The organism is Candidatus Trichorickettsia mobilis (genome assembly GCF_963422225.1).
In the GTDB taxonomy this organism is placed as follows: Bacteria; Pseudomonadota; Alphaproteobacteria; order Rickettsiales; family Rickettsiaceae; genus Trichorickettsia; species Trichorickettsia mobilis_B.
Genome location: NZ_OY728607.1, coordinates 1,657,773 through 1,678,977, shown reverse-complemented (window position 1 = coordinate 1,678,977; position 21,205 = coordinate 1,657,773). Strand labels below are relative to the sequence as shown.

General features: G+C 34.2%; 27 protein-coding genes and 1 other RNA gene. 11 read left to right on the top strand and 17 right to left on the bottom strand.

From position 1 onward, the window contains the following. Positions 1–176: 176 nt before the first annotated feature. The 4 genes from R2I74_RS08135 to ssrA form a co-directional block, all read right to left on the bottom strand. On the bottom strand, positions 177–521 hold the full coding sequence (locus R2I74_RS08135; RefSeq protein ID WP_316355220.1) for an NADH-ubiquinone oxidoreductase subunit NDUFA12 family protein: 345 nt from the start codon (positions 519–521) through the stop codon (positions 177–179). Further along, on the bottom strand, positions 509–1,135 hold the full coding sequence (gene rnhA / locus R2I74_RS08130) for a ribonuclease HI (protein WP_458693313.1): 627 nt from the start codon (positions 1,133–1,135) through the stop codon (positions 509–511). The genes R2I74_RS08135 and rnhA overlap by 13 nt, the downstream gene beginning before the upstream one ends. Further along, positions 1,119–1,604 carry a ClpXP protease specificity-enhancing factor SspB gene (locus tag R2I74_RS08125; RefSeq protein WP_316355216.1) on the bottom strand — a complete coding sequence of 162 codons (486 nt, stop codon included), beginning with the start codon at positions 1,602–1,604 and terminating at the stop codon, positions 1,119–1,121. The genes rnhA and R2I74_RS08125 overlap by 17 nt, the downstream gene beginning before the upstream one ends. A gap of 198 nt (positions 1,605–1,802) precedes the next feature. Next, positions 1,803–2,134, bottom strand: a transfer-messenger RNA (tmRNA) gene (gene ssrA / locus R2I74_RS08120). A 232-nt stretch (positions 2,135–2,366) separates the two neighbouring features. Between ssrA and R2I74_RS08115 the strand changes: the two genes are divergently transcribed. The 5 genes from R2I74_RS08115 to R2I74_RS08095 all read left to right on the top strand — a co-directional run bounded on the left by R2I74_RS08115 (position 2,367) and on the right by R2I74_RS08095 (position 6,029). Further along, complete coding sequence (locus R2I74_RS08115) at positions 2,367–2,705, top strand: cupredoxin domain-containing protein (RefSeq protein ID WP_316355214.1); 339 nt, start codon at positions 2,367–2,369, stop codon at positions 2,703–2,705. Between the two features lie 21 nt (positions 2,706–2,726). Next, entirely contained in the window at positions 2,727–3,551 is an 825-nt protein-coding gene (locus R2I74_RS08110) for an FTR1 family iron permease (protein ID WP_316355212.1), read from the top strand. A 9-nt stretch (positions 3,552–3,560) separates the two neighbouring features. Next, positions 3,561–4,109: an inner membrane-spanning protein YciB gene (locus R2I74_RS08105; RefSeq protein ID WP_316355210.1), complete on the top strand. Its 549-nt coding sequence runs from the start codon at positions 3,561–3,563 to the stop codon at positions 4,107–4,109. Between the two features lie 223 nt (positions 4,110–4,332). Continuing rightward, positions 4,333–5,709, top strand: coding sequence for a DNA repair protein RadA (radA, locus tag R2I74_RS08100; RefSeq protein ID WP_316355207.1), 1,377 nt, complete (start codon positions 4,333–4,335; stop codon positions 5,707–5,709). 5 nt (positions 5,710–5,714) lie between these two features. Then, positions 5,715–6,029 (top strand): hypothetical protein, encoded by a 315-nt coding sequence (locus tag R2I74_RS08095; protein WP_316355205.1) that lies wholly within the window; start codon positions 5,715–5,717, stop codon positions 6,027–6,029. 113 nt (positions 6,030–6,142) lie between these two features. Here R2I74_RS08095 and R2I74_RS08090 read toward each other — a convergent pair whose 3' ends face one another. Both R2I74_RS08090 and R2I74_RS08085 read right to left on the bottom strand, forming a co-directional pair. Continuing rightward, positions 6,143–6,703, bottom strand: a complete 561-nt coding sequence (locus R2I74_RS08090; RefSeq protein ID WP_316353004.1) for an IS630 family transposase — start codon at positions 6,701–6,703, stop codon at positions 6,143–6,145. Beyond that, positions 6,697–7,182, bottom strand: coding sequence for a helix-turn-helix domain-containing protein (locus tag R2I74_RS08085; protein ID WP_316353080.1), 486 nt, complete (start codon positions 7,180–7,182; stop codon positions 6,697–6,699). Before R2I74_RS08085 ends, R2I74_RS08090 begins: the two co-directional genes overlap by 7 nt. Positions 7,183–7,296: 114 nt before the next feature. Between R2I74_RS08085 and R2I74_RS08080 the strand changes: the two genes are divergently transcribed. From R2I74_RS08080 to R2I74_RS08065, 4 genes are all read left to right on the top strand, one after another. After that, the gene (locus R2I74_RS08080; protein ID WP_316355202.1) at positions 7,297–7,539 is read left to right on the top strand and encodes a hypothetical protein; all 243 of its coding nucleotides are present in this window, start codon (positions 7,297–7,299) and stop codon (positions 7,537–7,539) included. A 38-nt stretch (positions 7,540–7,577) separates the two neighbouring features. After that, entirely contained in the window at positions 7,578–7,931 is a 354-nt protein-coding gene (locus R2I74_RS08075) for an IS630 transposase-related protein (protein WP_316353116.1), read from the top strand. Further along, positions 7,870–8,403, top strand: coding sequence for an IS630 family transposase (locus R2I74_RS08070; protein ID WP_316355231.1), 534 nt, complete (start codon positions 7,870–7,872; stop codon positions 8,401–8,403). The genes R2I74_RS08075 and R2I74_RS08070 overlap by 62 nt, the downstream gene beginning before the upstream one ends. A 68-nt stretch (positions 8,404–8,471) precedes the next feature. Further along, a complete protein-coding gene (locus R2I74_RS08065) occupies positions 8,472–9,011 on the top strand; it encodes a hypothetical protein (protein ID WP_316355200.1) in 540 nt (179 codons plus the stop codon). A gap of 372 nt (positions 9,012–9,383) precedes the next feature. On the opposite strand, the gene R2I74_RS08060 is transcribed toward R2I74_RS08065, so the two are convergent. From R2I74_RS08060 to rsmI, 4 genes are all read right to left on the bottom strand, one after another. Further along, on the bottom strand, positions 9,384–9,836 hold the full coding sequence (locus R2I74_RS08060) for an adenylyltransferase/cytidyltransferase family protein (protein WP_316355198.1): 453 nt from the start codon (positions 9,834–9,836) through the stop codon (positions 9,384–9,386). Between the two features lie 439 nt (positions 9,837–10,275). Beyond that, a complete protein-coding gene (gene rplT / locus R2I74_RS08055; protein ID WP_316355196.1) occupies positions 10,276–10,644 on the bottom strand; it encodes a 50S ribosomal protein L20 in 369 nt (122 codons plus the stop codon). A 53-nt stretch (positions 10,645–10,697) separates the two neighbouring features. After that, on the bottom strand, positions 10,698–10,904 hold the full coding sequence (gene rpmI / locus R2I74_RS08050) for a 50S ribosomal protein L35 (RefSeq protein WP_316355194.1): 207 nt from the start codon (positions 10,902–10,904) through the stop codon (positions 10,698–10,700). A 316-nt stretch (positions 10,905–11,220) separates the two neighbouring features. Then, the gene (gene rsmI, locus R2I74_RS08040; protein WP_316355192.1) at positions 11,221–12,075 is read right to left on the bottom strand and encodes a 16S rRNA (cytidine(1402)-2'-O)-methyltransferase; all 855 of its coding nucleotides are present in this window, start codon (positions 12,073–12,075) and stop codon (positions 11,221–11,223) included. 26 nt (positions 12,076–12,101) lie between these two features. Between rsmI and R2I74_RS08035 the strand changes: the two genes are divergently transcribed. Next, positions 12,102–13,220 (top strand): penicillin-binding protein activator, encoded by a 1,119-nt coding sequence (locus tag R2I74_RS08035; RefSeq protein ID WP_316355190.1) that lies wholly within the window; start codon positions 12,102–12,104, stop codon positions 13,218–13,220. Positions 13,221–13,321: 101 nt separating this feature from the next. Here R2I74_RS08035 and R2I74_RS08030 read toward each other — a convergent pair whose 3' ends face one another. The 6 genes from R2I74_RS08030 to R2I74_RS08005 all read right to left on the bottom strand — a co-directional run bounded on the left by R2I74_RS08030 (position 13,322) and on the right by R2I74_RS08005 (position 19,027). Beyond that, positions 13,322–16,651, bottom strand: coding sequence for a UvrD-helicase domain-containing protein (locus R2I74_RS08030; protein WP_316355188.1), 3,330 nt, complete (start codon positions 16,649–16,651; stop codon positions 13,322–13,324). A gap of 156 nt (positions 16,652–16,807) precedes the next feature. Further along, entirely contained in the window at positions 16,808–17,329 is a 522-nt protein-coding gene (locus R2I74_RS08025) for a SixA phosphatase family protein (RefSeq protein ID WP_316355186.1), read from the bottom strand. Next, positions 17,326–17,889: a demethoxyubiquinone hydroxylase family protein gene (locus R2I74_RS08020; protein ID WP_316355184.1), complete on the bottom strand. Its 564-nt coding sequence runs from the start codon at positions 17,887–17,889 to the stop codon at positions 17,326–17,328. The genes R2I74_RS08025 and R2I74_RS08020 overlap by 4 nt, the downstream gene beginning before the upstream one ends. Positions 17,890–17,908: 19 nt before the next feature. Continuing rightward, complete coding sequence (locus tag R2I74_RS08015) at positions 17,909–18,481, bottom strand: disulfide bond formation protein B (RefSeq protein WP_316355182.1); 573 nt, start codon at positions 18,479–18,481, stop codon at positions 17,909–17,911. A gap of 47 nt (positions 18,482–18,528) precedes the next feature. Then, a complete protein-coding gene (locus tag R2I74_RS08010; protein ID WP_316355180.1) occupies positions 18,529–18,792 on the bottom strand; it encodes a Txe/YoeB family addiction module toxin in 264 nt (87 codons plus the stop codon). After that, positions 18,782–19,027 carry a type II toxin-antitoxin system Phd/YefM family antitoxin gene (locus tag R2I74_RS08005; protein WP_316355179.1) on the bottom strand — a complete coding sequence of 82 codons (246 nt, stop codon included), beginning with the start codon at positions 19,025–19,027 and terminating at the stop codon, positions 18,782–18,784. The genes R2I74_RS08010 and R2I74_RS08005 overlap by 11 nt, the downstream gene beginning before the upstream one ends. A gap of 108 nt (positions 19,028–19,135) precedes the next feature. On the opposite strand from R2I74_RS08005, the gene R2I74_RS08000 reads away from it, so the two are divergent. Beyond that, positions 19,136–20,686, top strand: a complete 1,551-nt coding sequence (locus tag R2I74_RS08000) for a lysine--tRNA ligase (RefSeq protein WP_316355176.1) — start codon at positions 19,136–19,138, stop codon at positions 20,684–20,686. A gap of 52 nt (positions 20,687–20,738) precedes the next feature. Here the strand turns inward: R2I74_RS08000 and R2I74_RS07995 are convergent, their stop codons facing one another. After that, a complete protein-coding gene (locus R2I74_RS07995; RefSeq protein WP_316355174.1) occupies positions 20,739–20,915 on the bottom strand; it encodes a DUF2706 domain-containing protein in 177 nt (58 codons plus the stop codon). Positions 20,916–21,205: the final 290 nt, after the last annotated feature.

Sequence of the window (21,205 nt, the reverse complement as noted above, 5' to 3'; positions counted from 1 at the left end):
TCATTATATCACTACCATCAACTATTCCTTCAATATTCTGAAAACGCGCTTTTAAAAGATAATTATCTTTGCCTACTGAATTTCCTCTGTTAACATTAATTGCAAAAGCAATAAAGGTTACAGCTATAGCTATAACCCCCGCTCCAACTAGAGTTTCTAAAATATTTTGTTTCATATTATTTTGGTTGCCATTTTTTATAATCAGCCGATACTTCTTTTCTAACCTGACCACTGGTTAGTGGATAGTATGCTAGTTTAGAGCCAGTAAGATTAGGTAAATGATTTTGTTGCCAAACAAAACTCTTTGCTGAAGCAGCTGGTATTTCATCGACCGTATAATGCAACCAAGCATGCCATAATGGTGGTATTTTCGAAGGTTCAGCACTACCCTTGTATATTACGTATCTTTTTTTATTACCTAAGGAATCAACTTTATTGCCTTCATAATACTTGTTGCCAAATTGATCAACGCCCACTACTTTATAACAAATTTCAATCACAAGTTTGTTTAATATCGACATTTTAACATCCTAATTGCCATCTCCTTACCTTGATTTGCAAGCCTGTCGGCAATTTCATTACCAATATTATTTGAGTGCCCCTTAACCCAATGCCACGTTATATTAGGCCTCTTTCCAAATTCTACTTCTGCAGATGATTTGTACACAGGTCTGGTACTCGAATCCGAAACAAACCAAAAGTGCGCTGCGGATCTGCGTTCCGTGTCTCCTTCAAATTCTCTCTCTTCGCTAAGTTTTAAAAGAGGCCTATTATATTTACCTAGCTCTAAATATAATTGTTGCCATAAATCAGAGTTTTTTACAAGCTTATTAGTAGTTGTGCGCCAATTATTTGTGATCCACTTATGTATCCATTGTGTTATACCAAGTTGGACATATTTACTGTCCGTATAGATTTCGATATCACACGCACATGCTTTTAAAGTTTTCAATGCTTCAATTGCCGCTTTTAGTTCCATACGATTATTAGTAGTTTGCAACTCATGACCAAAGATTTCTTTAATATTGCCTCCATATTGCAGCATAGCTCCCCAACCTCCAGGCCCAGGATTGCCGGCACAAGCACCATCAGTGTATATACGTAATATATCTTTCAAATTACAATTTCTTTTTATTACGAAATTTATCCAATACGATTACATTATCCTTGGCTTCTTTTGTATTATTGGCATTGCCGCCGCTAGTATTCAAGATTTCTTGTGATACTACACTTAATTCATCTAACAAATCTATATTCTCAGGATACTTAAATTGTAAGCTAAATTTAGTACTTGGATCTACAAATCCTGTTATAGCACGAAACGGCACTTTAATATGCTCATGAATTCCATCAAAACTTATACCAACAGAAAAATTACTAGATTCTACTGTCAAATTATCAAACTGATGTTGTAATACCACAGTGATCTCTTGCTGGTAACGTTGCTTCATTCTTGCTGATAATTGTACTAATGGATCTTGAGTGTTAAATGAGATATACAAGCTATGATCACCTTGTAACCCTTCATTTTGAACCTGCAGCAACACTTTCTTTATAACCTCAAGCATGGCTTCATCAAGAAATTTATGGTAATTAACAGTCATAATTATTAGCGATTATTAAGAACAAAGATATGTTTAAAGTATTTCAGAAACTAAGTACTAGCCATCTCTCTCACAATAATTGACAAGACAGAGTTTGTGAGATAGCTAGTGAACTTGAATAATAAACATCTAAATTGATCGAAGATATTACTCAACTAATTTTTAACAAAATTCTCAAAAGAACCAAAAAAGTTTGGTAGCGGGGCTTTTCTGTTGCCCGGATAAACCCCAACCGCGTAGTGTTAAGCAGCCGCTGCTGCAAAACCTACGGAACGATTATTATCGTTTGCATTTGTTGTTTTGACCCAAAAAACCTAAATAATTAGATTCTTCAGCGGAATCATACTGAGCAAAAATCATTCCTTTATTAAGCACGTCGATCCTATTTCGCCCCCAAAAACAAGTTAATGGTGGAGGCGCCGGGTACTGCCCCCGAGTCCGCAACTTCTATTTCAAATAACGTTTATTGCTATAGCCGTAAAATCACAGCAATGATTATTATTGCATATTTTTATCGGGAAAGCAAAAACTTACTATCTATTTTACAATAAAAATACTCACTAAACTTTTATAATGAAAATCTACAGAACACCAAATAATATTTATTATTTATCATTGACATAGCGTATTGTACAATGCATAACTAAAATGTACAAATGATTTGTATTGCGTCGGTCATCTAGCTATATACAAAATATTATAGAATTAATTATAGACTATATATTGTGATGTCTTCATTTTAAGATTATATTTTTATAATATATGAATAAATATTTTTGCCGTTTAATGATATTATTATCATTATCGATATACTCCCCCATCATTATTGGTGCTAATTTTATAGAATACAATATTTTAATAGAGAATCATTATTTTCAACCTTCTATTATAGAAATACCCACAGGTCAAAAGATACGTCTTACGATATGTAACAATGATAATACAATGGAAGAATTCGAGAGCATAGATCTAAAGCGTGAAAAAATTATACCGAGTCATACCTGTGTGCATATAATACTTGCCCCTTTAAAACCAGGAAAATACAATTTTATGGGAGAATTTCACCAAGATACTGCTAATGGTCATATAATAGTAAAATAAATAATGAAATAGTAGGATAGCGTGTTTAAAATTGCTGTTATCATTTTTCGGGAAAGTCTAGAAATTGCCCTTATACTTGGCATTTTGATGGCTGTTACTAAAAAAATAGAAAATTCACGGATGCATATTATCGCCGGGGTTATGCTAGGGGTAGTAATAGCTTCGCTATTTGCATTCTTTACCAAAACAATCTCACTTTCATTCAGTGGATTAGGAGATGAAATAGTTAATTCAACTATAATTTTAGTAACTGTGGTTATGATTAGCTGTACTATTATCTGGATGCAAGACTTTGCTAATAAAATGAAACAGGATTTTGAAACTTTATCAATAGCAATTAATAACGGCACTGTTAGCCGTTTCGTGTTAACCTCAATTGTTGCTACTACTATCCTAAGAGAAGGAGTAGAAATCATGCTATGTGTTTATAGTATCGCTTCAATGGAACAAGTAGATATGGATGATTATTTATTTGGCCTTGCTCTAGGCTCAGCCACTGGGTTATCATCTGGTATTTTAATATATTGGGGATTACTCAAATTGGCAAAAAAATATTTGTTTAAAGTATCTTCGGTATTATTAATGTTTATTGCCGCCGGGCTTGCCAGTGAGGCCGCTAGCATTTTAACTTCATCTGGGATTATTGAGATATTTTCTGATGAGTTATGGGACAGTAATTGGCTTATTGACGATAGAAGTGTTACCGGTCAAATGCTAAAAGCTGTTGCGGGATACACCGCAAGGCCTAATGGTATGCAGATTATATTTTACTTTTCTACATTATTTTCAATAGGAGTTTTGATACTGTTACAACAAAAACTGTATGCAAAAGCTAAAACTAAATAGAGGAAAAATATGCTGAAATTCTTATCAGAATTCGGTCCTTTAGCTGCTTTTCTTATAGGTTATATATATGGTAACGGTATGAGAGACGCAGCTCTTTATATGTTACTTTCATCAATGATTGGCATCACCATTTGCTATATCTTTGAGAGAAGATTTTATACATTTTCATTAGTATCGTTTGGTATATTATTCGTTTCAGCTGCCGCTACCTTAATCAGCGGTAATTCTATGTTTATCAAGATGAAACCTACTATACTATATATAATCTTTGCTTGTACTCTTTTGTTCACCGCAATAAAAAACCGCCCGGTAATGAAATCACTATTAAGCCATACTTTCAATTTAAAAGAAGAAAGCTGGATTACTCTAAGTTATCGATTTGCAGCCTTCTTCTTCTTTATGGCTATAATTAATGAATTAGTATGGCGAAATTTTGATGAATTATTTTGGGTAAAGTTCAAGGTATTTGGAGCAGTACCTTTAACTTTATTATTTATTGTACTTCAACTACCTTTCTTACTAAAAAATAAAATAAATGACGACACCAAAAAATCTTAAATTAACGCGAGTTGCCAATTGAAATGTTTTAAACACCACAGATACCAGTTCGTCATTGCGAGACCACGAAGTGGTCGCAGCAATCTGGTTAACAGTCTGTTCATTTCCTGGATTGCTTCGACTTCGTCTCGCAATGATGGTGAGTACCAAGCAAAACTGTTAGTATCGTCTCTTTTTCCTTAACTTGACGAGTATGGTTCATTGAACACTCTCGAATTTTTATATGAGTAAAACAAAAAAAAGATACTCTTGTTCTACTTGCGGCAGCATTGTTAATAAATGGTCAGGACAATGTTTTGATTGTGGTGCATGGGGTAGCATTAACGAAGAAGCAATCGAATATAACCTGAACCAAATTAAGCCATTAGGCACTCCGCAAGTCACCACTGCCCTTGATGCTAATGTAGCAAATAATATACGTATTATTACCGCCATTGAAGAACTAAATCGCGTATTAGGAGGCGGGTTAGTTACATCTTCCGCTATCCTTATTGGTGGAGATCCGGGTATTGGCAAATCTACTTTGCTACTACAATTAGCAGCAAGCCTTACTGCTAATAAGATCGGATGTTTATACGTTACTGGCGAGGAATCACCAGAACAAATCAAACTTAGAGCTTTAAGACTAGGTATTGCTAATAATTCTACTAATATCCTAGCTGCAACGAACATAGAAGATATTATCGCCACCATTGATTCGTATAACAACAGACTTTTACCACAATTAGAGCAAAAAAATGATGCTTGTGTGGTAATCATCGATTCAATACAAACTATGTCATCTAATAGTTTATCTGCTGCCGCAGGAACTGTTTCACAAATCCGCGCCTGTACATTTGAACTCATAGATTATGCCAAGCATCATAATATTATTTTATTGTTAGCATGCCATGTCACCAAAGATGGACAACTAGCTGGTCCTAAGATGCTTGAACATATGGTTGATACAGTATTATATTTTGAAGGAGACTATAACAATCATTTTCGTATTTTACGTTCAATAAAGAATCGCTTTGGCTCCGTTAATGAAATCGGCGTATTTGAAATGACAGCACTTGGGTTACAGGAAGTACCAAATCCATCAGAATTATTTTTATCAAGATCTGATAAAGCCGCAAGTGGTAGTGCAGTATTTGCCGGAATTGAAGGCTCTAGAGCATTATTGATAGAAATTCAGGCATTAATAGCTCCATCACATATGGCCATGCCTAGACGTTCAGTAGTAGGATGGGATGTAAATCGCCTATCGATGATGATAGCAGTGCTTAATGTTCGTTTTGGTTTGAATTTATCTGCACATGAAGTATATCTTACTATTGCCGGGGGCTTAAGAATTACTGAACCTGCCACAGATCTTGCAGTAGCTGCCGCACTCATTTCAGCAGCTACTAACATACCGATTCCACCAGAAATGGTTTTTTTTGGCGAAGTGGCTCTTAGTGGAGAAATACGTAAAGTAACTCGCAGCGAAATACGAGGAAAAGAAGCAATGCGAATGGGATTTAATCAGATTATTTGCGCTGGTTATCAGAATAATCCTGATGATCACTTAATTCGCCAGATTGTGCATCTCAAACAATTAAAAAGTATCATTAGCTAACCATCATGATTACTTCACTAGATACTACCGAAGCAATTCTTTACCAAATAGAAAATTTAAGTAGCGCTAGGAAGTATATAACTAATACTCAAAAATCATTAACTATTACCAACTCACCAAATAGTATAAAATACTATGGCATCCTGGTGCTTGATTACATCTTTAACACTTTGCAAAAAGAATTTCCTCAAATAACAGATGTTATCGTCGATGTAGGCGATGATCACGCAGCTTTATTCACAGCAAAAAAACTTGGTTATAAGAACATAAAATATACTGGAAATTCAAGTGCTGCAAAAATAATGAATACTGAATATTAACTTCTATGTAAGTTTGATTAGTACAACAATGTCACTATAGTATTTATTCTTACTAATAAATAGAATCATTAAATTGATTATTATTCATGATTATTTTATACCGATTGCAATAATTAACACGGTGTATTTATCCAGTCTCTATACATAATTGATTTTACTAAATCTACATTCTGAGCAAGTTGATTCCAAGCGTAACAAGCCATAGTGACAATATCTTCATATGCACCGTAACATTGGTTAGACAAGAAATGATTTTTGATCCACTCCCAAACTTGTTCCATTGCATTAAGTTCTGGTGCATAAGGCGGAAGCGGTATCAAAGTGATATTGCTTGGAACAGTTAGTTTTTTGGCTGTGTGCCAACCTGCATTATCCATTAGTAAAGCTATATGTCGGTTGCTTTGAGTAGTGAGAGAAAGGTCTTCTAAGAATTTATTCATTGCCCGTGTGTTGGCATATGGTAAAATTAATGCAAAAGATTCTCCCGTATCATGGCAAGCAGCTCCGTAAATGTATGTTGAAATGAATTGCTGTTGCCGAACTTTACGGGGTCTAGTGCCGCGTTTAGCCCATATACGAGTTAAGCTACCTTGTTGCCCAACTCGAGTTTCATCCTGAGACCATATATCAACGTTACATCTATCGATATTTTTTGGTAATAATTCTGTTAACATGTCTGGGAAGTTTTTTTATATGTATTTTGAGTCTCTTGATTTGACTTTGGATGCATTGAACGAGAAGTAATCCAGCTAAAACCAAGGCGATGCATAGTATTGTAGACTGTTTTTAAAGCGCATTTAGCGCCATATTCCTCAAGCAACATGTTATGTAGCTCCTTTGCGGTTATATACCCGCCAGTTTCACTTTCACTGAGCATATTGATTTTATCAAAAAGAGCAGATTCTTGTAGAGTGTTAATCTTCCTAGGAGCGCCGCTTCTTTGTGATTCAAATAAACCTTCAAAACCATGATTTCTAAATCTTCTGAGCCATGATTGCACGGTTTTCCAGTGCAACTTCACTATTGCAGATATGGCTTTAAAAGATTTGCCTAATTGAAGGTGATACATCGCCAATAAACGTATGCGATTCCGACCATGCGGCTCATGTTTCATCATTTTTATAAAATCATGATCATGAAAACCTAGCGGCAATATTAACTTAGCTATTTGAGTACCTTTTATCCGTTAAAAATCCATTTTAGGCCACCGCGTTAATTATTGCAATTGGTATTATACCTTTCTCGCAAACAAAATTAAGGCAGTAAAATGAAAAAAAGCTTCAAAGAATTGACTAAGATCAATAATGTTAATTATATGGAATTTGTCAATCAAGGAGAGGATAGTAAAGTAATAGAATTTTTTAGTAATCTACGAAGCTTAAGAGTGGCTAAACAAAACCTTATAAAAATTGTTCAGTATTTGGAACAAACAGGTGAAGAAGGAAGATCTACTAAATACCTAAATAAAGCAGAAGAAATCGGTCTTAGAAATATAGCTAAACCTCTATAAAACGGTTATAATCAAAGGGTATAATTAAAATAATTGTTATGACATATTCGATAGATTTTAGAAAGAAAGTACTGGCTATCAAAGAAAAAGAGAAGATGAGTTTTGAATCAATATCAAAACGTTTTGGAGTAGGAAAAAACACGGTATTTGTATGGACTAAAAAAATATCTCCTCTAAAGAATAGGAATAGAGCTTCGAAAAAAATACCGATTGATAAATTGAGAGAAGACGTGGTGCAATATAGTGACGCGTATCAATATGAAAGAGCTGAGCGGTTAGGAGTGAGTAAATCTGGAATACAAAAAGCATTAAAGAAGTTGAACATTACGTATAAAAAAAGCTTTAAAACATCCGAAGGCAAAAGAAGAAGAGAGGTTAGAATTTCAGAATAAGATAAAAAAGTACGAGGCAGAGGAAAAAGTTATTGTCTTTACCGATGAGAGCGGGTTTGTCCATAGCGCGCCTAGAACTCACGGATATTCGGCAAAAGGCAAGAGGTGTTATGGTGTTCATGATTGGCATCCGTCAAAAAGAACTAATGTTATAGGGGCATTAGTAGGTAAATCGCTGCTAACCGTGTCAATTTTTGACGGCAATGTTAATACAGTTATTTTTAACAGCTGGGTAGAACAAGATTTAATACCGAAATTACCTAATAATTCCGTGGTTGTGACAGACAATGCAAGTTTCCATAAAAGTCCGTATTTAAAAACTATGATAGAAAAAGCTGGTCATATATTGGAGTACTTACCGCCTTATTCTCCTGATTTGAATCCTATTGAACCAAAATGGGCTCAAGCTAAATCTAGAAGAAGGAAATATCGCTGTGACGTAGACACTCTGTTTGAAAAGTACATGTTATAACCGTTTTATAGGGGTTTAGCTATATCAGAGAAATAGCTGCAGACTATGCAGACCAAAATAAAGACGAAATGGCAATAGACTTATGCAAACAAGCTTATAATAACCTAGATAAGACGTATCTTCTTGAAGAGTTGGTTGAGAATAACATATCTCATATTACAACAGATGAAGACGAATTATATACTATGTATAACAGAAGTATCGAGTACCTCAAGGAAGCCTTTAATCTAGCTCCTAACGATCCCATTATATTTAAGAAATTAATAACAAATCTGGAAGTACTTGAAAAACATGGAGAAGTAATAAGGCTGTGTAACAAAGCACAAATAGATGATATAAAGAAAGCTGATATTCTCGAACAAACAGTTAATTTTGAAAATTATAGCACTGAAGTCAGACAAAAATACATGTTAAAAATTTTAGAGTTAAATCCTCAGATTTATAATTCTGATAGTAATATAATACATCAAATAGTAAACAATTTTGTTGAATTAGAGCAATATGACAAAGCTATAGAAATATGCGACCAAGCAAATATATCTGATGCTGAGAAAATAACAATTTTTGAAGAAACTGGATTACTTGGCAACAATTATGAAGCCAGTTAGAAAAAATTCTAGTCTTCTCAATTTATAGTTGAAAACAGTTGAATTAGCTTAAAATAAACTAAGTCGTTCCGAACTATAAACTATAATAAGTCACCTCTAACTTGTTTTGAGATCTTATGATATTTGTGAACGTTCACGGTTTTTAAGTTTGAACGTCAATATACGACTTACAAAACTGGCGACCAACGTCATTGCGAAAAGCTTTAGCTCTGAAGCAATCCAGTTCTCTGCACTTTGCACTAGACCTTCTGGATTGCTTCGGCTAAAAGCCTCAGCTCAGACGACTTTTTTTAAAAACCGTGAACACTTACCAATTTTTAGCGATTTTGATTGGCAACTCACATATTATAAAAGATTGTTGGAAGTAAAAAATTAATCCAATAATTTATTGAGAATAGCAGTATTTGACAATACCGCATTTCCTGTTTGACTTGCCAATGCATCAATCACCTCAATAACTTTTGCTCCAACAACTTGCGCCTGACGCCGTTTATTGACAATTTGAGGATCATTCTTAGTTACTGCGATTACTGCGGGACAAATATCCTGTACTAGTTGATTATAGTCATCAAATCCTTTTAAAACCGGCAACACGACTACCTCATCAACAAAACGTAAACTGCTCAAATTTTCTGCACGCTGCCGCTGATTATGAATTGGATGACGCTTCTTATAATTAAGAATAGTTTCGTCTGGTTCTAAAGCAACAATTAAATAATCACCTTGCGCTCTAGCTTTACGCAAAAATTGCAGATGACCATAGTGTAACAAGTCAAAACATCCACCAACTAAAACGATATTATGATTGCTTGAACATTTATGCACTGATCGCTTGTGGTAGGAAATAATCTTGGCGGGCATATTATCTTTAACTGTATACGAGCTACATGCTTGAAGCATGGTAAATATTACTATATTACAGAAAAATACTTTGAGATATTGGATAATGAGCATACTCACCTGCGACAGAAAATTAGAGAATAGCTCTCTCAGAACTTGTCTGACACATGCATCTAAGAGGTAATTTGTTGTCAAACTCATCTCTAAATATCCACTTCAAGACAAGTTCTCACACACTCCTTGAGTTTATAGGTGAAGTCTGCGCTTGAGAGTGTTCACGGAAATCTACGCGGCAAGTTTAAGAGAAAGAGACGATACGAACACTGTCGTTACGAAGCTTTAACCAAAGTAATCTAGTAAATACTATAACTGAATTGCTTCAAGCAAAGCTCTCGCAATGACTAGGTGTGGTGGTACTATCGTTTTAGAGAGCTTTTTCCAACATTGCTGATTTTGCCTGTTCAACTATCTGAGCAAATGCTTCCGGGTTATTTACCGCAAGTTCTGACAGCATTTTACGATCGATATCTATTTCAGCTTTTTTAAGTCCACCAACTAGCTGCGAATACACTATACCATGGATACGCGCAGCAGCATTGATTCTTTGAATCCACAAGCCCCTAAAATCACGCTTACGATTGCGGCGATCTCTATAGGCATACTGCAAAGCTTTTTCAACTTTTTCGATAGCGATACGAAAGCAGTTCTTAGCTCTACCTCGATAACCTTTGGCTAGTTTTAGAATTTTTTTATGACGATTTTTAGAAACTTTTCCTGATTTTGCACGAGACATATACTTTTTCCCTTAACCTTTTCCCTTACTTTTTCTCTTACTTTTCCCCTAGGTTAATTCGAGCCATATGGAAGAAAATACTTAATAATATTTTTAGCATCCTGAGGGCAAAGAATGGTAGTTCCTCTAAGGTTACGAAGCTGAGATTTAGTACGACGTCTCATAAAATGTTTTTTACCGGCCTGCGAAGCAATAACCTTGCCTGTAGCTGTAAGTTTAAACCGTTTCTTGACCGCCGACTTGGTTTTGAGTTTAGGCATAAAATTTCCTTAGATTTTGGTATTTACAAGATTATATATATCTTAGAGCTTGTCAGATCAGTAGATATTAAGAGAGGAATTTTTAGGAAAAACGAAGTCGAGTACCGCAGCGTACATAATAGTACGTGAAGAACGGAGACAAGTTTTGACGACAAAATTACCTCTTAGATGCACTGATCTGACAAGCTCTTAAGTTCTAAATAAGATTCAGATATATATACTAAATATTTGAGTAAACAATAGGCATACCAAAGCCATATCACTCAAGATCCGGTCAGTATATTATTTTCTGTATATTTTGCAAGACAAAAAACCATTATTGCTTGATTTTATTGGCTAATGAATATATTTCCCGTTTGCTATAAAATGACTTAAATTGTGCATGAGCCAATTCTGTAGCATTCTTAGTCGTCACTCCTTTAGTCAAATATAATTTCAACATTTGCTCAAGATTTTCTAAGGTAGCTGTGCTTTCTCTTTCATCAGCATGTCCTGATACCAATAACACAATTTCTCCTTTAAGTTGCTCTGGATATTGCTGGTAATGCTCAATTAATTGTGTCAAAGAGCCATATCTTAGATCCTGATATCTTTTAGTCAACTCTCTGGCTACAGCAGCCTCACGATTTCCCAGAACAGCTTTTGCCGTCGATAATGACTGTACTATTCTTTTTGCTGATTCAAAAAAAATTATAGTTGCCTTAATTGCTAATAATTCTGTAAAAATTTTTTGTTGACCTACGGTAGTTTTTGGTAAAAATCCTATAAATAAGAATCGATCAGACGGTAACCCGGAAATTGTCAAAGCAGCTATCGGTGCAGATACTCCAGGAAGCATGTCAATATGATAACCACTATCTCTTAATGTCCTGATTAACTTATAACCAGGATCAGAAACCAAAGGAGTGCCGGCATCAGAAATCAAGCTGACAATTTCACCCTTATCAATTAAAGCACAAACTAGCGCTCGCTGTTTAGTATCACTATGATCGTTATATACTTGCAGGCGAGTTTGAGTTATATTATGCTTGAGCAATAATTTTTGGGACACTCTAGTGTCTTCACATAAGATGACAGTTGAGCGCTTTAGGACGTCCAATGCTCTGATAGTAATATCATCAAGATTGCCAATCGGTGTAGATACAATATATAACCCAGGTTTTAATAACATACTAAAATAATTTTTAAGAATTTATCATGAACATTATAAAAGCAAAAATTTCATATTTCATCTTATTTATTGTTGTTGGAATTTTATCTTCATGTCAAACCACATCCAACATTCCCGAACCACATACTCCTTTAGTCACTGATATAGCAATCATGATGCCTCTTAGTGGAGCTGATGCTATTGTTGGACGGCAATATAGTGCTTTAATAAAAATGGGCATTGAAGATGGTTTAAAAACTAGTCATATCAACGTCACTTCATATGACGCTGCTGACGAAAAACAGGCACTGGCTTCATTAGAGAAAATAATAGCTCGTAAGACGAAAATTATCCTCGGCCCTCTATATTCGCCAATAACTTCATTAATTGCGAATAAAGCTAAAGAACATGACATTATAGTAATTACTATGTCAAATAATCCTGCTATAGCTGACTCCAAATTATTTGTTTTTGGTCATGCCCCATTAAAACAATTGACAAGAATTGTAAGTTATTTTTTAAATGCTGAAGCTAAGCACTTTATTGCTTTACTTCCAGCTGGGCAACACGCCCAAACGATTAGTAAAATTATTCAAGAAATGGCAATTACACAAAATTCTACTTTAGTACGTACTGAATTTTATGCTGACAACCCTGAATCAATCAATAAGGCGGTGAAAATCGTTGAAGCTAGTGTCGACAATTTAAACGAGATGGATGATATTACAACTAAACCAATTATATATTTAACAGATGATTATAAAAGTTTAAATCTGGTTTTTAATAGTATCCATAAATATAATTTAGACAAAAAAGCGATAATTATTGGTGATAACCGCATTGATATTGACTCTCCTGTTAATGTTGATATCACTTTCACTGGTTCGTTAAATATTTTAAATATGGATGTTAGTGAACGAGCAAAAGATATGGGAATCAATCATCTATCATTTATGCATGCAATGGCCTATGATTTAGGCAGAATGACAATTAGTTGTATTGGTGATAATTTTGTTAGCCATCGATTTCTAAGTAAACTAAATAATAAACAACCTTATATCGGAATATCTGGTAACATCCATTTTATCGATAACATCGCCCAACGAGAATATGATATTATCAAACGTGAGAATGGTACTTATAGCACTTTAGCTGCTACGAAATAGAAAAATTATGCAAGAGATCTATTGGAGCATGTTCACGGATTTTTAAAATTGAATGTTACTATAACGTTCTCAGACGATTTTTTCTAAAAACAGTGAACAACTCAGTCTACAGTCATAAAACTTCCATTTTCTAACCATAATATTTTACATACTACATTATGTCGAGGATATATTTCTTGCATTATACTACGATAAAAATTCAATTGATTAATATAATCAGTGGAAATAAAATGCTGTACCATCGGCGGATGTGCGTCTGATTTATAATCTATAATAATCAACTTATCCGATGATATACTTAATAAATCTATGCGCCCAATTTTAGTCTGATTATCTTGTAATACACCTATGTTAACTTCTGTTTTTACCTCATCCCAAGATATTATATTAATAAATTCGTTATTAGAGAGAATATTAGCTATACTTATCAAAATTTTACATCGAAGCAGTTCGGGTAAAGTAGCGATTAAAGGGTGAGTGTAGATGTTATGAATATTACGACCTTTTACCGAATCTTCCAGAATCTTATGAAATATCCTACCATATTGAAAGTGGTTATTACTGACCAACAATGATATTGCTGGTCTATCCTGCATTACTGTTATTGTAGCATTATTTTTATGTAAGCATTTAGGCAACCGTAAAGTCCAATCAAAATTTTCTCTCGACAAAACACTAATATCCACAGCACTAACATTCGGCACTACCTTAGGCTCATGCTTAAAGGCATGAATAACCTGTTGTTGTTGATCGCCATAAATAAATGCGCCATCTTCATTAGACCTACACATCCCCCTCATTGCGCTAGCAACCAAAGAATACCAACAATATTCAGGCAGTTTCTCACTCATACTATATCCACATATAATTAAATGATCCGCTGCTCTGGTCATCGCCACATAAAGCAATCGTAAATATTCCTGTAAATCCTTATTTTGTATATGCTGTTTCAATTCTTTTAATATTTGTGGAGCCTGATCCATTGACATTGAATAAAGAACCTGACTATCATCTGTCCAAACAAAGTTACTTTGATTTATCGGTATAGTTGTAGTATCACATAAAATTACTACCGGCGCCTGCAGGCCTTTAGCACCATGTATAGTCATTACTCGAATTTTATCCGAAGCTTCAACATTACGCTGCACCTCAATCTCACTAGCCTCAAACCAATAAATAAAAGCCTGCAATGAAATATCAATCTTATCAGCATAATTATAACATAAGTAAAGTAATTCATTAATTGCTTCACTATCATCTATACCGTTAAGCTGTAAGAAAATTTTACGCAAAGACAAATTATCAATAATAATATGAAAAAAATTACCAGCATGAGTGTTTTGATATAAATCATTTAATGCTTTTAATTTTTTATAAATCATTTGGTAGTGCGGAATATTATTGAGTTCAATATTATTCTGCAAAACCTGCCAGATAGACAAATTCTGGCGTATCAAGGCAAGTTTATACAGATCTTCTTCGTTACCACCGATGATCGAAGATTTAATTAAATGAGCTAAATTTAAATCATCATTGGGAGCAAGCACAAACTTTGCCGCACTAATTAAATCAATTACCGATAAATTTTTACTAAGAGTCATACGGTCGATTCCAGCTACCGCTAAACCATAATTTTTTAATTGTTTTATTACTTCATTAGTCAATTGATCACGCTTACGCACCAATATCATAAAATCACCGGCAGTTAATGGTAACCCGGTGTCAAGATTGATTACTCTTGAATTAATTTGATCTTTAATAAATTCAGCAATTTTAATTGCCAAAGTTTGGGCAGGCGACACAAATTGCTGATAATCTTCAGGTAAAGGCCAAAATAGTTCCTCGCAATTCTTAGGCGTACTGATCAAATTCCATAGCTCAACTCTACCTTTACTAGTTTTACGGGTTGGTAATATCAATGGATTATCACTTAAAAATAATGCTGGGGTACAATTCTTAATTTGTTGAAAAACATTATATACTACATCTAGAATTGCAGTTGCTGATCGATAAGATAGTTCAAGATTGATTATTTCAAAATTCTTGTTAGCCGCAATTAATCTCTGCTTTAAATGGTCTTTTACTATATTAAAAGAATTAGTATCTGCTCCTTGAAAACTAAAAATCGACTGTTTTTCATCGCCAACCACGAAGATAGTACGGTGCCTTTTAACACTATCTCCCGCATAGAATTCTCCAATCAAAGATTCTATAATTTGCCATTGTTCTGGGCTAGTATCTTGCGCTTCATCTACCAAAAGATGATCAATTCCACCATCAAGCTTGTATAGCACCCAGTCTTTGGTTGCTTTTTTGGTAAGCAATTCTTTGGTATAAAAAATTAAATCATCATAATCAAGTAGGTTCTTTTGGTTTTTATATTCATCATAAATAGTAATCAGAGCCTTAGCCAATTCTAATAGTATATTAGAATATTCCAGCAATCTTTCGGTTTTGATATCTTGGTCAAATTGATATACTAACTCTTGAATATCATCGAGCTTTGCTGCAAATTCCAAATTATTTAAATATATTTTGCGTGCGATCAATTGTTTACGTTTATTTCCATCATTTGTTAAAAAGAAGGTAAATAGATTATCAGGTAAAGCTATTGGATTATCATAAGCTTCAATAAGTTGTCGTAAAGCATCACGAATCTGAGTTTCGTCTGAACTAGCATCAGTTATTCCGAACTTGTTTCGGGATTTCGTCAAAACCTCATGAGATCCCGAAACAAGTTCGGAATAACTGATGCTGGGTTCAGGATGACTGTTTCTTCGTTCGGGATGACGGCTAAATTGGGAATGGTTAACATTCTCAGAAACCGTAGAGTGATTTTCAAACAAATTTTTGAACTTTAATTTATTATCAATTATTTCATTGATGATGTCATTAATAGTCATTTCATGAAAATTCATACTAAGAAAACTAGCAATTTTTTCATGTAAAGGATCAATATATATTTGCTGTTTTAGTGCATTAAGAATTCCGCATTCGTTTAGATTGTCTAAAATCTGGAAACCAGGACTTAAACCGGCCTCAATTGGAAAAGTTTTTAGAATTTTTTGACAAAATGAGTGAATAGTATAAATGTTAATTATATTGTGATAATCAAGTAATTTATGATAAATTGTACGGATATATTCCAATTCTTCTCTATTAGGTGCAAGACCCGTCAATAACCGTAAATCAGCCATTAGCTGATTATCATCAGCTTTTGTCCATGCTTCCAACTTATTATAAATACGATGTTGCATTTCACCAGCCGCAGCATTGGTAAAAGTAAGACATAATATTTTTTGTGGAGGTACTCCACTAATTAATAATCGGAGTACTCTATCAGTTAATATTTTAGTTTTACCAGTTCCTGCTGATGCCGAAACCCACACCGAATTTTCTGGATTTGACGCTTTTAATTGTAGATTATTCATGACATTTAGGATGGTACTCTCTGAAACGAACGTACACAAGTTGAAAGAGTAGACGAAGGTCAAAATTGAAGAAGTGCTAGGAGTATCAAAGTCGAGGAGCGGAGCGTATACTTAATACGTGAGCACCGCAGACCTTTAGATACGACAACGCAATTCTCAATTTTCACCGAGTTCTAGGTTAGGATTAAATATATGCGTAATACTGCCGTTACCCAACTGAAGAGATATATTACACCAATCAACTAAATCTGCAAATTCTATAACTACTACCTGAGCAGTGGACATAGTTGTTGTTAGCATACGCTCATATTCTTTAGAACTATTTTGCGATAACTCAAGCACCAGCTGATAAATAGTCGGATTATGACCGATAATCATTAAATTATTTATGTTATCAGCAGTCCCAGCAATAATTTCGATAATCTTACTACTCGGTGATTCATACAAAGCTCTAACTGACTCAATTTCTGGAATCTCAGCATGCTGTAAGATAATACTCAGAGTTTGGGTAGTTCTTTTTGTTGGCGATACCAACACTTGCTCAATGCCCAATTTTGCTATAAAGTCACCAGCAGCAATTGCCTGACTTTCACCCATCCCACTTAATTGCGAATTAAAATCACTGATTAAACTAGATTTTGTTGCAGCTGCATGTCTCATTAAAATTATTCGCTTCATATTTTTTTACTCAAATTAATAGCTATTATACATATTTTTCTGATCATAGCACTAATCACACCTTTATCACCACCGCCAGCTTGCTGTAAATTTGTTGCATATTCTTGCTGAAATGAGCTCGCTATCTCCTTATGTTCTACCTCTTCAAGTTTAAACTGCTCAATATTAGTCATTAAATCTCTTTCCTGCATATTATCATTCAAATCTAATAATTGCTGCTGGTAATGCAGTTCTATTACTTCTTCAACTGCTTGCGTGACTAACATTGCAAATTTTACCCCTGCCATAGAAGACAGAGCCCCTAACAAATATCCTCCTACATGCCAAAATGGCAGTAATATTGTGGGCTTTACTCTTCTCTTGATTAATTCATTAGTAAAATAATCAAGGTGCTTCTGCTCTTGCGCTAACATCATTGCGTATAATCTTTTATCCTGTATTTTCTTTGCAAATTTGATTTGCCCTTCATATATTCTCTTAGCTCCATACTCTCCCGCATGATTTACTCTAATCATTTCTGCAATCTTGGATTTACCTTCGATAAAACTAGGTCGTGGCATCTTTTCTCCATAAATTTTGCTAAGACATATTTATAGTTTTCGCTGGCATGTCAGCAGCTACTTCAGATTGTTGTGGATTCAAGAAATACACAACAATAACACTCACTAATAATGCAATATTTAACAATAAATTCCACTCAGCCATTGATAATTCCAAAACTTTGATTGCTGGTCTGGTACAAGAGGCTACACCCTTATTATATAACATCGTCTTTATATCATTAATAGATAAATGTTCTGGAATCTTGATTGCTGACGAACACAAACTAGTTGGTTTAAAAATTCCTCGTTCAACACCACTATTATATCCGGCAAGCAGACAGGCTACGAATAATGTTAGCATAACAAAAATTATGCCATATTTACTAATTTTTTTGAAAATTAATGCAACCACCGCTAATTTTATTAATGCTAAATATGGTAGTCTTTGATATAGGCATAATGGGCATGGCTCAAGCCCCATTACATATTCTGCATAATAAGCAGTAGCCAAAGCTGTTATTGATATACAAATCAGCGTTATAAAAAGTAATCGAAAACTATTTTTACTAAATATTATACCAAGTGATTTTAAAACAGTTAAAATTGACATATAGCCTTTATCTCTCATATTTTATGAATATTGGACAAAGTTGGAATTTAATAATGATAGCGACATTGAAGGATAAAAACTATATTATTACTTCTCACCTCATAGACCAATCTATGTTCTTGATCTATTCTACGTGACCATACATTTCCTTTGAAAAATTTTAATCGCTCCGGTTTACCTAAACCTGATTCAGGATACACTTCAATAGCTTGACACAGTAACTTAATTTTTTGTACTTTTTTAAGATCATTTTTACGCCAATATTCTAATTGCTCTAAAGCAGCAGGAGTCCATAATATTTCAAAAGTCAACTTTGACTCCTAAATTTTGATCTGCTTCCGCTAATGCCTTAAATAACTCTTTAGCATTATTAGGTGAGCGTAATAAATAAGCAGTTTCTACTAATTTATCATATTCGTCTCGCTCAAGCATTATTACTTCTTCACCATTTTTACGTTCTATACAAAATATTTCTGAGTGTTTGGTAATCTCATCCAATATTGCGCTTAAATGTTGTCTAGTATAACTATAAGTAACTTTTTCCATAATTTTTATATTCCATCTTGACCTGTACATTTTTATTGTACAATATCATATACTCATCTACAAGAAATTTCACTTGAAAAAAATTAATATCTAAACAGAGAAAATATCATGCACCCTAATGCCTGGCCATTTGTAGAAGCACAAAGAATTCTTGATCATATTGGTAATAAAGCCCCTAAAAAAGGATATGTATTATTTGAAACCGGCTACGGTCCATCAGGATTACCTCATATTGGTACCTTCGGCGAAGTAGCTAGAACAACGATGGTTCGAGCTGCTTTTAAACAATTATCTGAAATCCCGACTAGATTATTCTGTTTTTCCGATGATCTCGATGGTTTACGTAAAGTACCGAGCAACATCCCTAATCCGGAAATGCTCGCATTACATCTTGGCAAACCACTGACTTCTATTCCTGATCCATTCAATGAATCGCTCAGTTACGGACATTATATGAACGCCAAGTTACGTTCTTTCCTGGATCGTTTTGGTTTTGAGTATGAATTCTTCAGCAGCACTGAATGCTATAAATCCGGCATGTTTGATCAAATGATGATCAAAGTAATAGAAAAATATGATCAGATCATGGAATTAATGTTACCTACTTTTAGAGAAGAAAGAAAATCGACTTACTCTCCCTTCATGCCAATCTGCCCTGATACTGGGATAGTACTACAGGTACCCATAGAGAAAATTGATCTATCAGCAAAAACCATTACTTATAAAAATGCCAATGGCAAATTTGTTGAAACTTTAGTTACCGGCGGACATTGTAAGTTACAGTGGAAACCTGATTTTGGCATGCGTTGGGCTGCGCTTGCAGTAGATTATGAAATGTACGGCAAAGATCATATGCCTAATGCCGGATTATATTCAGAAATCTGCACTATTTTAGATGGTGTCGCACCAGTGCAGTTCTTTTATGAATTATTCCTCAATGAAGCTGGAAGTAAGATTTCCAAATCCAAAGGCAATAGTATCACTGTTGATGAATGGCTAACTTATGCTCCCATTGAAAGCATGGCTTTATTTATGTATCAATCACCATCAAGAGCCAAAAGGCTACATTTTGATGTAATTCCTAAAACTGTCGATGAATATTTGACTTTTAACCGAAAATATCATCAAGAATCTGACCGACTAAAGCAACTGGAAAATCCAGTGCATCACATTCATCAAGGCAATGTACCACAAATTGAAACTTTTGGCATTAGCTTTGCACTGCTACTAAACCTTGCTTCAGTATGTAATCCAGATCATAAATCAGTATTATGGGGCTTTATAAGCAAATATGCTAAAGAGGCTAATGCAGAAAGTGCACCATATTTAGACCATCTAGCAAATTTTGCCGTACATTATTATAATGATTTTATCAAAACTAATAAAATTTATCTAACTCCAACCACTGAACATCAAGTTATATTAAAGGAAATTTTGAAAGTACTGACAGACTTGCAGAGCTCTGCAGAAGCTGAACAGATTCAAGAAAAAATCTATGCTATTGGAACTAAAGCTGGTTACCAGAATTTGCGTGATTATTTTAAAGAACTATATCAAATATTGCTTGGCCAAACCGAAGGCCCACGCCTTGGATCATTCATCAAATTATTTGGCATAGAACAAACTAAACAACTTATTCAAGATAGAATGAAACAATAGTAAACGTTGCTTTTAACAACGCTCACTATTTTTAAGAGCGTTCAATGAACCACTAACCAATATCGTGATTTATATTTATTGGTCTACGTACACAAGGATTAATAGCATATGGGCTATCCGTTGCACCAGAAACGCAAGGACTTCTTATTTCATATGGCGGACTAGGGGTACAGGACGATAATAGTTGCAAGATAATACAACTGATTAGCAATGAAGTAGTGGTATTCATGCGCTTTCCTTATATCAATCATTTAAGCTATATTATATTCTGTAATGCTAGCTGATATTGGATTAATTATTCAACGAATTTCTTGATAGATTTCTGATATTACTTAACCGGAGCGGTAATTTTGTCGTTTCATATTTTACTATTATGAAGTTGTAGCTTGCAATATAAAAAATATCCTAAAAATTATCTTATACTCTCTAAGTATTTTATAAATATTATTAATATTTGATGCTAGTCAATTTAAATGTTAAGATAAATAATATAGAGAATTAGTAATCATCAACAACTAT